The organism is Rhizobacter sp. Root1238 (genome assembly GCF_001425825.1).
Taxonomy (GTDB): Bacteria; Pseudomonadota; Gammaproteobacteria; order Burkholderiales; family Burkholderiaceae_C; genus Rhizobacter.
On the sequence record NZ_LMDM01000023.1, the window covers coordinates 387700 to 399617 of the forward strand.

Sequence of the window (11918 nt, forward strand, 5' to 3'; positions counted from 1 at the left end):
GGGTCTCGATGGGCGCGTGCACCGGGCTCGCGGCCAGCTGCCGAGCTCCGGCTACCGCGTCAGCCACAGGCCCACTGCCAGCAGGGCCGCCTGGGCGGCCATTGCCACGTAGAGCGGGGTGCGCGAAGGCGTGGCGGCCTGCTTCAGCGTCTGGTCGATGCGCTGCCCGAGCAGGGCGCGCAAGGCTGGGTCAGGTGCTCCGGGTTCGACGGCCGCTTCGGTCGCGCGGCCCTGCTGCCATTGCGCCATCAGGTCGGCCAGCGGCAGGCGGTTCACCGCGAACTTGACCATGCCGCGCACAGCCCGGCCCTGGCCCAGCACCGGCGCCAGCTGCTGACTGATGGCATCGGCGGACACCGCCTCCGACACTTTTTCCAGCGCGCCTTTGGTCCGCGGCATGGCTTCGATGCGTCCGGCAATCGCGTCCGTCAGGCGTTGCGACAGGGCCTCTCCATGGCCTGCCACGACCTGCTGGATGGCGCGGCTGCGGCCACGTGCCACGCCCAGCATCAGGTAGATCGGCACGAAGGCCAGCAGCAGCATGCCGACCAGCAACGACGGTGAGAACAGCAAGGCGAGGATGGCACCGGCGCCGCCCGCATGCGCCCCGGCGGGCATGCCCGGGCCCGACAGCCGGCTCAGGTAGAAGAAGAACACGCCGCCACCCAGCAGCAATGCCATCAAACCGCCCATGGCGACAGAGCTGGCAAACGCCACACCCGCTTTGGCGCCGGTGCGCACCAGGGATGACGCGGTGGATGCAGTTGAAGACATGAAGGGGCGCCTGAAAAAAGAACGCATGATAAGTGGCGCTGCCATTGCAATTCAGCGTTGAGCAGGCGCTGGTTCGCTGCACCGCGACCGTAGACTGCGCGACCATGACTGACCACGCGCATCCCGCCGATACCGGCACCCCTTTCACTGCTGCCTTGCATGCATCCGCTTCGGAGGCAGGCCCATGGCGCTGACGGCTGCGGGCCAGATCCTGCTTGCCAGCAGCGCGGTCTTTCTCGGGGCTGCGATCTGGCTGGGGCGGGGCGTCTCGCGGCGCATACGGCCCGGGACAGGAACCAACGTGCTGGTGGTGGTCATCCTCTTTGCGGTGATTGCCTTGTTCGTGCCCTTCAGCTATTGGGCCGGCCAGGCGCTTTACTCCCTTGCGACCAAACCGAGGTACAGCGCGACGGTGGTGGGGTACACCTCCGAATACCGTGACTATCAGGAGAAGGACTCCCGGGACCGCACCGTCGTCCGGCAGCGCTTGATGCACACCGCCCACGTGCGGTTCGTCGGTCCCGATGGTGAGCCGGTGGAGTTGCCCAGCTCGGTGGCATCGAGCGAGATCCCGGTCGAGGGGGCACAGGTGACGGTGGTGTACGCACCGGGGGATCGGGTGGCCGCCGAGCTCAGTGCCCGCAGCGTCGGGTTGTGGCTTGGGGCGAGCGTCATGCTGTTCATGCTCGGCTACTGTCTGTGGGCCGCGGTCTGGTACGCCATGGGGCGTCCGATGGCCGGCGTGGCGGCCTTCGGCATGGCATTCGTGTTCCGCGCTCTGCTGCCCGGCATCACGTTGCTGATGATGCTGGCCCTGGGCTACGCGGCGCTCAAGTACTTCGCCTTGGGCAACCCGGACGGGTATCCGCTCTGGGTCGCCTGCTTGTGCACGCTGTTCACGTTGGCGCTGTTGCCTCTGCTGGTGACGCTGCTCACGCCGAGCAGAAGGCGATCACGATGAAGGGCGCTTCGAATCCGCTTCCGCCTGATATGGTCGCTGCGCCGTGGGCCGGCATTTCCAGGCTCGTCATCGGCATTGTCGCGATGAGCGTCATGGCGCCGGCGTTTGCCACCAGGCAGTGCCCACCCGAATTCGGCAAGAAGTCCGACGGGTTCATGGCGGTCGGTTGGAGCTTGCTGCTGCTGGCGCTGGTGGCTGGCGTTGCGCTGATGTACCTCGTGGTCAAGCGCACGCGCGGCTGGAAACTCCGGCACCGGCTTCCCGCGCTGCTGTTGGGTGTGGCTGCGATGCTGGCTGTCTGGACCGGGGGACTCGCGATTTTCTTCGGCGGTTTCGTGTTCGTGTGCTGATGCGGCGGCGTGACAGTTCTGTCACTTGGTGGGCAGCGGGTTGATCGGGAACAGGTGGCTGGTGCCGGTGCTGGTGGTCGACGAATGGCAGCCGAAGCAGCCCATCGACGCCGACTTGTTCGGGATCACCACCTGGTGGTAGGTCTCCATCGTGGTGTTGGCCAGCAGCAGCGAGCCGCGCAGTGCCGGCGAGGTCGGGCCGGAGGGGATGGAGCCGTCGCTGGTCCACACCGCGCCGATCTGCGTGTAGTTGCCGCGCACGTCGCCCACCAGGCCGAGCATCACGTCGATGTCGAGGTTCAGCGAGATCAGCTGGCTGTTGTTGACGGCCGAGGCTGCGGTGGGTGCGTTGCCCCATGGGTTGACGCGGTAGACGTTGTTCTGGCGGATCGAGTTGCCATTGGTCGCGACGACGTTGCCGGTGGCCGGATCGATCGTCATCTGCGGCACCAGCGCGCCACTCTGCGAGCCGCCGCTGGTCATGAAGGACCAGGTGCCGGTCGAGTTGTACGGCACCTGCACCGTGCTGCCGAAGAGGGTGTTGAAGTAGAAGGAATTGTCCGGCGCGTTGTTGCGGTGCTCGAAGGTGGCCCAGACCATCTCGGGGTGGCCCTGCACCGCGCCGACGATGTGGATGCCGACCAGCGCCAGCGTCTTCGCGACCGTGGGCGACTGCTTGTTGATCGTCCACAGCGTGCTGCTCGTCTTCACGTAGTTGGGCACGGTGGCGTCGATGGTGACGTAGTCGGCCGCGTTGGGCACGGTGGCGGCATCGACCCAGGCGGTCTTCAGCTCCAGGCCGAGGGCGTTGGCATCGGGCAGCGAAGCGCCCTGGCTCGATGCGTAGCTCACCACCGATGCGAGCCCGGACTGCGTGTTGGGGAAGGGCGCGGTCGTCGGGATGGCCTTGTTCGACACCGCGGTGTTGAACCAGGCGTAGACGTCGTTCGCGTGCACGCCGAAGTAGACCAGCGAGCCGTTCATCGACAGCACGGTGTCGCCGCCCCCGGCCTGGCCGCCCGGCTGGATGCTTTGCGGCTTGGTGCCGCGCACCGCGAAGCTGTGGCGCACGACGCCTGCCGCGTTGGGAATGTAGTGACCGCCCGAGTTGTCGAAGTTGATGTCGAAGAAGGTGGGTGACTCCAGCACGATGCCGCCCGCGGCCGGCGACGAGATCCACAGGAACATCTGGTGCGCCCACTTGTAGAAGTCGCAGGTGGTGTTCTGCTGCGGGAAGCCGATGCTGTTGGCGAAGGTGACGAGCCCGCCCTTGGTGATGCGGCCGGAGGCGAACCAGTGGCTCAGTTCCTTCGGGGAGAGCGAGCAGGCGCCGTTGGGGTATTGCAGGTTGGCGGGGAAGGCGCGGACCTGGGCCTGGGCGGGGGCCAGCGTGAATGCCGCGATGGCGGCGGCGAGCAGTCGGTGGGTGATTCGCATGGGGGCTCCCTGGTGGTGGGTGCCGCCCTTGGCGGTACTGCTGGCTGTTGGGCTGGCGTGATGGGGATCAGACCAGTGAAGGGAGCCTGGGGGAATCAGCGCTGGGCTGATTCGGGGTGGGCGGAAATCCTAGCTCGACCTTCGCAGCCCGGATTTCCATGCGATCGATCTCGGGGCGCTCGCGGGCGAGCCACTTCAGGATGCCGTCTCCTTGGGTTGAAGCTCCCTTCCCGACGCCTTCCATGCGTCGATGCCGCCACGCAGAAAGCGCGCCTTCAGACCGGCTGCACGAAGCCTCATCGCCGTCGAGCGTCCCACCTCATGACCGTAGACGCAGTAGACGATGACCTCGCGGTCGGCAGGCAGTTCGCCTGCCCACGTGGCGACTTTCGCGGGATCTCTCCAGCGGGCACCGGGAAGCAGCGCGTCAGCTTGCTCGAACACCCCGGCGCGCCGCACGTCCATCAACACGGCGCCGGCCGCGTCGTCCAGGCAGGCGCCGAACGGCTCGCTCGCGCCATGCACTGCGAACTGATATCGCTCGTACACGGGCGTCCAGTTGATGTTGTCCATGAACGCGTCGACATAGGCCGCGGCGTTCGCACCGAAGTCCATGTGGTACGAGTGCTCGTACATGTCGAGCGCGAGGATGGGGATGGCGCCCGCGAGCGCGTGCAGGTGGTCGGCCGCCCATTGGTTGACGAGCGTCCCGTCGCGCGGCTGGAAGGCGAGCAACACCCAACCGGAACCCCCGCCCTGGGCCTTGCCCATCGCCACGAACTCTTCGCGCCAGCGAGCGACGCTGCCGAAGTTCGCGTCGAGCGCCAGGGCCATCGCCGGCGTCATCGCGTGGCCGTCGCCGCCGAGGCAGCCGAAATACAACTCGTGCAGCAGCATCGAGTTGGCTGCGGCGAGTTCCTCGCGCTTCAGGCCGTTGACCTGGTAACCCGGTGCCGACGCGAACGGCAGATCGAACAGTTGCGAGCGGATGGCGTTCAGGCGTTTGACCGCGCCGCCATAGTTGTTCTGATGATGGCTGCGCAGCAGCTTCTCGGAAATGCCGCGCAAGGCCGAGGGATCGAAGCACAGCTCTTGAATTCTTGAATCCATGTTGATTCCTCAGACGGTGGTGAACATGGCGGCATGCGCCAGGCGGTAGGCCAGGCCGCCGATGCCCGACCCCAGCACGACCGGAATGACGCCAAGCTTGAAGCGGAACAGCGCCACGGCCGCAGCGAGGCCGATGACTGCCGAAGGCCACTCGAAGGGCCCGGCAAGTCCGTGGGGCCACAGCACGTGGTACGCGAAGAAGACCGCCAGGTTCACGATGACGCCGACGACGGCGGCGGTGATGCCGGTCAACGGCGCCGTGAACTTCAGGTTGCCGTGTGTCGACTCGATGAACGGCGCCCCCAGCAGGATGAAGAAGAACGACGGCAAGAAGGTGAAGAAGGTCACCACGACCGCAGCCACCGCGCCGGAAAGCAGCAGCGAGTCGGTGCCGAAGATGGCCCCGGTCCAGCCACCGACAAAGCCGACGAAGGACACCACCATGATGAGCGGCCCGGGGGTCGTCTCGCCCAGGGCCAGCCCGTCGATCATCTGCGTCGGCGTGAGCCAGTGGAAGGTGTCGACCGCGCCCTGGTAGACATACGGCAGCACCGCGTACGCGCCCCCGAACGTCAGCAGTGCTGCCTTGGTGAAGAACCAGGCCATCTGCGTGAGCACCGCGTCCCACCCGAAGGCCACGGTGAGGGCGCCGATCGCCGCGGCCCACAGGGCCAGGAAGCCGACCAGCACCCTGCGAAACCGCGCCCAGGTGAACAGCGCGTGGTGGGGCGTGGGCGTGTCGTCGTCGATGAGTGCCGGGCCGAACCCCGCGGCGGCCTTGCCATGGCCACCCCCGGCCTTGAACTTGTCGGGCGCGTACCTGCCGCCGACGTAGCCGACGAGACCCGCAGCCAGGACGATGATCGGAAAGGGAACCCTCGCGGCAAAGATGGCAATGAACGCCGCCGCGGCAATGCCCCACAGCCAGCGATTCTTCAGCGCACGCAATCCCACCCGGTACGCGGCATGGACGACCAGCGCCGTGACGGCAGGCTTGATGCCATAGAAGAGGCCAGCGATGACCGGCACATTGCCGAAGGCCATGTAGACCCAGGACAGCGCGATGAGAATGAACAGGGACGGCAACACGAAGAGGCCGCCCGCCACGATGCCGCCGACGGTGCGGTGCATCAGCCATCCGAGGTAGGTCGCCAGCTGCTGCGCTTCGGGGCCGGGCAACAGCATGCAGTAGTTCAGCGCGTGGAGGAATCGGCTTTCCGATATCCAACGCCGTCGCTCGACGAGTTCCTCGTGCATCAGGGCGATCTGCCCGGCGGGCCCGCCGAAACTGATGAGGCCCAGCTTGAACCAGTAGGAGAAGGCCTGGGCGCGAGTCGGTGGCTCGGGCGCCTGCAGCGTCGGGGCTTCAGCGGTCATGGGACTCCTGCATGGCTGCATGCATGGCGTTGAACAACGGTATCGCTGCGGCAAGCAGCGCGTCGTCGGTGTCGTGCGTGGCCTGCAGGCCACGCACGAGCATCTCGACGCCCGCGGCCTCGTCGACGGCAGTGCCGCCGATGTCGATGCAGTGGACGAGCCCGGCGAAACGCCGAACGGCTGGATCCGCCATCAGGCCGAAACTCTCGGCAACCACCTCGAAGGTCACTTTGTCGCCCACGTGGGTGAAGGTCGCGCCGTCGAAGTCGTACCCGAGGGCGGTCTTCGGGCACTTCTTCGTGTTGGCCAGCCAGGTGAATGTGGGCGATCGGTCAATGAAGCGCTGCACGAGCCAGGCCGTCGCGAGGCGGTCGACCCATGGCCGCTTGCGGGTCGCCCAGGTGCGGCCCTGGTAGTCGACGATGAGACGCGATGCAACCGCTGCCTGCGTCGGCGCCGGTTCGTCGGGCGACAAGTGCAGTTCGACCTCGCGCCGCAATGCGGTGAGGGCGTCGGCGGCCTTCCGGCTGCCGGTGCCGGCAAAGAAATCGCCAGCCTGGATGGTCTGCAGCTGCTGTTCCAGCGTCCGCAGGCCCCTGTGCAGTTCTGCCTCCGTTGCCCTCTTGATGCTGCCGCGATCCTCCTTGATCGACTGGAGCAGCTCTGCGTAGAGGTCCGACCGGTCGAACAAGCCGCGGAACGCCTTGTCTTGTGCCTCGTCACGGGCCGGCACCACCAGCATGTGGGCCTCGGCGCCTGCCCCGGAGATCGTTCGTTCCAGGTCCCACAGCGCCTGCGCGGTCGACGCGTGTTCCGGAAGGATGTAGACGCCCTCGCGCAGCGTGCCGGCGCCCGTGGCCTTCAGGGCGCGCCAGACCCTGACGCGCAAAGCGCTGGGCTTGGTCGGAAGTGTCGCGGTCAGGATCAGCCAATTGATCATGAAGCAAATATCACACATGGCGATGATTGCTACAAGGACTGTTTCGCTGGACGTCCTGGCCCTCGCAGATGTGCTCCACTGATGCCCGTGTCCCTCCGCTCCGCCTTGCCCGCCCTGGCCGCAGCCTTGCTGTTCGGCGCCAGCACGCCGTTCGCCAAGGTGCTGATCGGGAACATGCAGCCGTTGTTGCTGGCAGGGCTTCTCTACGTAAGAGCTTCTTGATAGCGCCACTGTTCGGCGTCGTCATTTCGCTGGTGCTTTGGCCGGAGCCTCCGTCCGCATCGTTCTGGGCAGCGTCAGCGCTGATGGGTGTCGGCGTCTGGCTGCATGTTCGCGAACGGCACGAACACGAACACACGCATGAGCCGCTCGAGCACGCGCATCCGCATCGACACGACGCGCACCATGAGCACGAGCATGACTTTCCGTGGGACGGGAGCGAGCCGCATGTGCACCCACATCGGCATGGCGTTCTGTCGCACAGGCACGCGCACTTTCCTGACATCCACCACCGGCACGGGCATTCGCACTGAGCTCCGTGCGACGCCGGGAAGCGGCGATGCAGGTTTGCGCCGATGCGCGCCATGGCGAGCATGCTGCGCTTGCGACACTGACACACGGAACCGCCGCAGACTCGCATTCCTGCAGGAACCCGCGTGGAGACTGGCTTTGGGGATGGGGAGGGTGACGAGCCTTACCCCCGGCACTGGTCGCGACAGTTAGGGCTGCTTCGTTCCCGACCTGACCCGGTTGGCCGTGCTTCCATGCGGGGAGGCCCGTCGCGGCGGATTGTAGGCGACGGGGAATGGCCTTCTCAGCGCAGCTGCAAAGAATCGTCGCCGAACTCGATGTTCAGCGGCTCGATCAGCAGCCGCTTCGGCCCGGCTTCGACCGCGCCCGCCACCATCGCCTTCACGCCTGCGGCCTCGGCCACCTCCACCGTGCGCTGCGCATCTTCCGCCTTCACGAAGATCGCGAAGCCCGCGCCCATGTTCAGCGTGCTGTACGCCTCCTGGTCGTCCTGCTTCGCATGCTGCTGGATGAACTTCAGCACCGGCGTCACCTCGGGCACGCTGTGGATGCGGTACGTGTGCGTCGCCGGGTGCCGCAGCAGCTTGCGCCAGCCGTGGCCGGTGATGTTGGCGCAGTAGTGCGGCTGGATGCCGGCCTTGTACAGCGCCTCGGTCACCGGCGAATACAGCACCGTCGGGGCCAGCAGCGCCTCGCCGTAGCTCAGCCCCGGCGACACTTCCGTCAGGTAACCCTGCGGCAGCCGCTCCACCAGCTTGCGCGCCAGGCTCAGCCCGTTCGCATGGATGCCGCTCGACGCCAGCAGCACGATCGCATCGCCCGGCGCCAGCTTGTCGCCGACCGACAGCCGTTCCTTGGGGTTGATCAGCCCGGTGCAGCTCGCCGCCAGGTCGATGCGGCCTTCGGCCACGATGCCGGCCAGCGCCGGCGTCTCGCCGCCGCCCCAGGCCACCTGGCAGGTGTCGCACGCGGCCTTCCAGCCTTCCACCAGCGCCTGCGCGCGCTGCGCGTCGGAGAACCAGTCGGAGCCGCCCGCGGCCCAGTAGGCCTGCACCACCAGCGGCGTCGCGCCGACGGTGATCAGGTCGTTGATCGCCATCGCGATCGTGTCCTGCGCAATGCCGGCGTAGTAGCTCTTGCCGGTCAGCGCCTTCATCTCGTCGGCCACCAGCGCCTTCGAGCCCAGGCATTCGACGATCGATGCCAGATAGAACGGCCCGACGTCGACCACATAGGCCGATTCGCCGCGCGAGGCCTCGACCTCGGTGAACCCGTGGGCGGCCAGGTGGGCGCCGGTCGCCTTCGCGGCGCGCTGGGCGGCCACCTTCAGCGGGTCGATCAGGTCGTAGTTGACGCCGGCCTGTTCGTAGCTGAGCGTGTCGGGGGAAGCAGGGGTGGATTTCATCGGGGCAGCAAGGTCGGTCGCGGGTCGGCCGCAGGGCCGAAACCGCGATTATCGGATACCACCGGCCCGCACTCGTCCGACCCCCGGCCGGGGCTGTCAGGCCCCCGTAGAATGCCCCGATGTCTTACCTCGTCCTGGCCCGCAAATACCGCCCGCGTGACTTCGAAGGCCTCGTCGGCCAGGAGCACGTCGTGCAGGCGCTGGCCAACGCGCTGACGCAGCAACGCCTGCACCACGCCTACCTGTTCACCGGCACGCGCGGCGTCGGCAAGACCACCGTCTCGCGCATCCTCGCCAAATCGCTCAACTGCACCGGTGCCGACGGGCAGGGCACCATCACCGCCCACCCCTGCGGCGTCTGCGATGCCTGCCGCGACATCGACAGCGGCCGCTTCGTCGACTACGTCGAGCTCGATGCGGCCTCCAATCGCGGCGTCGAAGAGATCTCGCAGCTGCTCGACCAGGCCGTCTACAAGCCGGTGGTCGGCCGCTTCAAGGTCTACATGATCGACGAAGTCCACATGCTGTCGAACACCGCGTTCAACGCGATGCTGAAGACGCTCGAGGAACCGCCCGATTACCTGAAGTTCGTCCTCGCGACGACCGATCCGCAGAAGGTGCCGCCGACCGTGTTGTCGCGCTGCCTGCAGTTCAACCTTCGGCCGATGGCGCCGCAGACGGTGCAGGAACACCTCGCGACGGTGCTGAACGCCGAGCAGATCGAAGCCGAGCCCGGCGCGCTGCGCCTGCTGGCGCGTGCCGCCCGCGGCTCGATGCGCGATGCGCTGTCGCTCACCGACCAGGCCATCGCGTTCGGCGCCGGCGCGCTGCTCGAGGCCGGAGTGCGCCAGATGCTCGGCGCGGTCGACCGCAGCCATGCGGTGCGGCTGGTCGAGGCGCTGGCCGCCGGCGACGGCGCCGAGGTGGTCGCCACGGTCGACGGGCTGCGCTCGCTCGGCCTGTCGTGCAGCGGCACGCTCGAAGAGATCGCGACGCTGCTGCAGCAGATGGCGGTGCTGCAGGCGGTGCCGGGCGCCGCCGACGAGAGCGATCCCGACACGCCGGCCGTGCAGCGCCTGGCCGGGCTGCTGGCGCCCGACGAGACGCAGCTGCTGTACAGCATCGTGCTGCATGGCCGCGCCGAGCTGGGCCTGGCGCCCGACGAATACAGCGGCCTCGTGATGGTGTTGCTGCGCCTGCTGGCCTTCAAGCCGGGCGGCACGCCGGCCCCGCGCCGCGAAGCGCCGGCGATGGTCAGCGGCCGCAGCAGCGCGGCCGCGGTGCCGGCGGCAGCGGCCGCGGCGCCTGTGCGGCGTCCGCCGCCGATCGTCGCGGCACCGCCTGCGCGGCCCATGGCTGCGCCGCCGGTCCCGTCATCCGTTGCAAGGCCGCCTGCCGCGCCAGCGCCGGTGCAGGCACGCCCGGCAGCGCGCCCCGAGGTTCGAGACAGCGAGCCGCCGCCGTGGCTCGATGTGCCCTTCGACGACGATCCCGCCGGGTCGTCGGCCCCGATGCCCGAGCCCGACGACGAGCCGCGTGCGCGCAGCGCGCCGTCCGCGCCCGTTCCGGTGCCGATGGCCGCGTCGCCGGTACCGGGCTTCGACCGCACGCCGCTCGGCGACCGCTGGAACGACACCGTCGTGCAGATGGTGCAGGCCAACGCCATCGGCGCGCTGGTGCGCGAACTCGCGCTGCAAGGCCAGTGCATCGCGGTCGACGAGCAGGGCGCCGAGCAGGTCTGGCGCCTGCGCGTCGAGCGCGAGACGCTGCGCGCCGACGTGCAGCGCAACAAGCTGCAGGCCGCATTGGCCACGCAGCTCGGCCGGCCGGTGCGCATCGAGGTCGAACCCGGCGTGCCGACCGATTCGCCGGCCTTGCGCGCCGCCGCCGAGCGCGCGCGCCGCCAGGCCGAAGCCGAACAGATCATCCACAACGACCCGCTGGTGCAGGCCCTGATGCAGCAGTTCAAGACGGCGCGCATCGTGCCCGGCTCGGTCAAACCCCACTGAAACACGAGGACCCCACACCATGATGAAGAACCAACTCGCCGGTCTGATGAAGCAGGCCCAGGCGATGCAGGACAACCTGAAGAAGGCGCAGGACGAGCTCGCGCACATCGAGGTCGAAGGCCAGTCCGGCGCCGGCCTGGTGAAGGTCACGATGACCTGCAAGCACGACGTGAAGCGCATCGCGATCGACCCGAGCCTGCTGGCCGACGACAAGGACATGCTCGAAGACCTGGTCGCCGCCGCCTTCAACGACGGCATCCGCCGTGCCGAAGAGGTGTCGGCCGAGAAGATGGGCAAGCTGACCGCCGGCATGCCGCTGCCCCCGGGCATGAAGTTCCCCTTCTAGGAATGTTGACCCCCAGGCTTGCGGCTGCGCCGCTTCTCCACCCCCCGAGGGGGCTCGCCCGCCTTGGGGCGGCCCGGCGGCGGGCGTGATGGCCGAACCTGCACTCGACGGACTGATCGAAGCGCTGCGCCGGCTGCCCGGCGTCGGGCAGAAGTCTGCGCAGCGCATGGCCTTCCACCTGCTGCAGCACGACCGCGACGGCGCGGCGCGCATCGCGGCATCGCTGCAACGGGCGATGGCGAATGTGCGCCACTGCGAGCGCTGCCACACCTTCACCGAAGGCCCGGTCTGCAGCACCTGCGCCGATGAGCGGCGCGATGCGCGGCTGCTGTGCGTCGTCGAGACGCCGGCCGACCAGGCGGCGCTCGAGCGCACCGGCAGCTACAAGGGGCTGTACTTCGTGCTGATGGGGCGGCTGAGCCCGCTCGACGGCGTCGGCGCACGCGACATCGGCCTCGCGCAGTTGATCGAGCGCGCGGGCGATGGGTCGGTCGAGGAAGTGATCGTCGCGACCAACTTCACCGCCGAAGGCGAAGCCACCGCGCACGTGATCGGCGAGACGCTCAAATCACGTGGATTGCGCGTGACGCGGCTGGCGCGTGGCGTGCCGATCGGCAGCGAACTCGAATACGTCGACCTGGGCACGATCGCGCATGCGCTGAGCGATCGGCGATAGGG

General features: G+C 68.0%; 12 protein-coding genes, 1 other RNA gene and 1 pseudogene. 7 read left to right on the forward strand and 7 right to left on the reverse strand.

The genetic code is table 11. The annotated features are described in order from the left end of the window. Positions 1-51: 51 nt before the first annotated feature. Positions 52-774, reverse strand: coding sequence for a hypothetical protein (locus ASC98_RS18455; protein WP_056814381.1), 723 nt, complete (start codon positions 772-774; stop codon positions 52-54). A gap of 184 nt (positions 775-958) precedes the next feature. Here ASC98_RS18455 and ASC98_RS18460 point away from each other — a divergent pair, with 184 nt between their 5' ends. Together ASC98_RS18460 and ASC98_RS18465 are read left to right on the forward strand one after the other, a co-directional pair. Then, positions 959-1735: a hypothetical protein gene (locus tag ASC98_RS18460; RefSeq protein ID WP_056814384.1), complete on the forward strand. Its 777-nt coding sequence runs from the start codon at positions 959-961 to the stop codon at positions 1733-1735. Continuing rightward, positions 1732-2085 (forward strand): hypothetical protein, encoded by a 354-nt coding sequence (locus ASC98_RS18465; protein WP_157597740.1) that lies wholly within the window; start codon positions 1732-1734, stop codon positions 2083-2085. The genes ASC98_RS18460 and ASC98_RS18465 overlap by 4 nt, the downstream gene beginning before the upstream one ends. Positions 2086-2106: 21 nt before the next feature. Here the strand turns inward: ASC98_RS18465 and ASC98_RS18470 are convergent, their stop codons facing one another. The 4 genes from ASC98_RS18470 to ASC98_RS18485 all read right to left on the reverse strand — a co-directional run bounded on the left by ASC98_RS18470 (position 2107) and on the right by ASC98_RS18485 (position 6949). Beyond that, positions 2107-3522, reverse strand: a complete 1416-nt coding sequence (locus ASC98_RS18470; protein ID WP_056814390.1) for a hypothetical protein — start codon at positions 3520-3522, stop codon at positions 2107-2109. Between the two features lie 195 nt (positions 3523-3717). Beyond that, the gene (locus tag ASC98_RS18475; protein ID WP_056814393.1) at positions 3718-4632 is read right to left on the reverse strand and encodes a Fe-Mn family superoxide dismutase; all 915 of its coding nucleotides are present in this window, start codon (positions 4630-4632) and stop codon (positions 3718-3720) included. A gap of 9 nt (positions 4633-4641) precedes the next feature. Beyond that, on the reverse strand, positions 4642-6009 hold the full coding sequence (gene chrA, locus ASC98_RS18480; protein WP_056814396.1) for a chromate efflux transporter: 1368 nt from the start codon (positions 6007-6009) through the stop codon (positions 4642-4644). Next, complete coding sequence (locus ASC98_RS18485) at positions 5999-6949, reverse strand: chromate resistance protein ChrB domain-containing protein (protein WP_056814400.1); 951 nt, start codon at positions 6947-6949, stop codon at positions 5999-6001. The genes chrA and ASC98_RS18485 overlap by 11 nt, the downstream gene beginning before the upstream one ends. A gap of 81 nt (positions 6950-7030) precedes the next feature. Between ASC98_RS18485 and ASC98_RS31125 the strand changes: the two genes are divergently transcribed. Further along, positions 7031-7171 (forward strand): hypothetical protein, encoded by a 141-nt coding sequence (locus ASC98_RS31125; RefSeq protein WP_157605025.1) that lies wholly within the window; start codon positions 7031-7033, stop codon positions 7169-7171. Further along, a pseudogene (locus tag ASC98_RS31760) lies at positions 7165-7482 on the forward strand (EamA family transporter); the annotation flags it as partial. The gene ASC98_RS31125 and the pseudogene ASC98_RS31760, both read left to right, overlap by 7 nt. 150 nt (positions 7483-7632) lie before the next feature. Here ASC98_RS31760 and ffs read toward each other — a convergent pair. Both ffs and ASC98_RS18495 read right to left on the reverse strand, forming a co-directional pair. Further along, an RNA gene (ffs, locus tag ASC98_RS29595) (signal recognition particle sRNA small type) lies at positions 7633-7730 on the reverse strand. Positions 7731-7763: 33 nt separating this feature from the next. Next, a complete protein-coding gene (locus tag ASC98_RS18495; protein ID WP_056814406.1) occupies positions 7764-8885 on the reverse strand; it encodes an AIR synthase-related protein in 1122 nt (373 codons plus the stop codon). Positions 8886-9004: 119 nt separating this feature from the next. On the opposite strand from ASC98_RS18495, the gene dnaX reads away from it, so the two are divergent. The 3 genes from dnaX to recR all read left to right on the forward strand — a co-directional run bounded on the left by dnaX (position 9005) and on the right by recR (position 11916). Continuing rightward, positions 9005-10894 carry a DNA polymerase III subunit gamma/tau gene (dnaX, locus tag ASC98_RS18500; protein ID WP_056814409.1) on the forward strand — a complete coding sequence of 630 codons (1890 nt, stop codon included), beginning with the start codon at positions 9005-9007 and terminating at the stop codon, positions 10892-10894. Between the two features lie 19 nt (positions 10895-10913). Continuing rightward, on the forward strand, positions 10914-11240 hold the full coding sequence (locus ASC98_RS18505; RefSeq protein WP_056814413.1) for a YbaB/EbfC family nucleoid-associated protein: 327 nt from the start codon (positions 10914-10916) through the stop codon (positions 11238-11240). Positions 11241-11328: 88 nt separating this feature from the next. Then, positions 11329-11916, forward strand: coding sequence for a recombination mediator RecR (recR, locus tag ASC98_RS18510; RefSeq protein WP_056814415.1), 588 nt, complete (start codon positions 11329-11331; stop codon positions 11914-11916). The last annotated feature ends 2 nt before the right edge of the window (positions 11917-11918 follow it).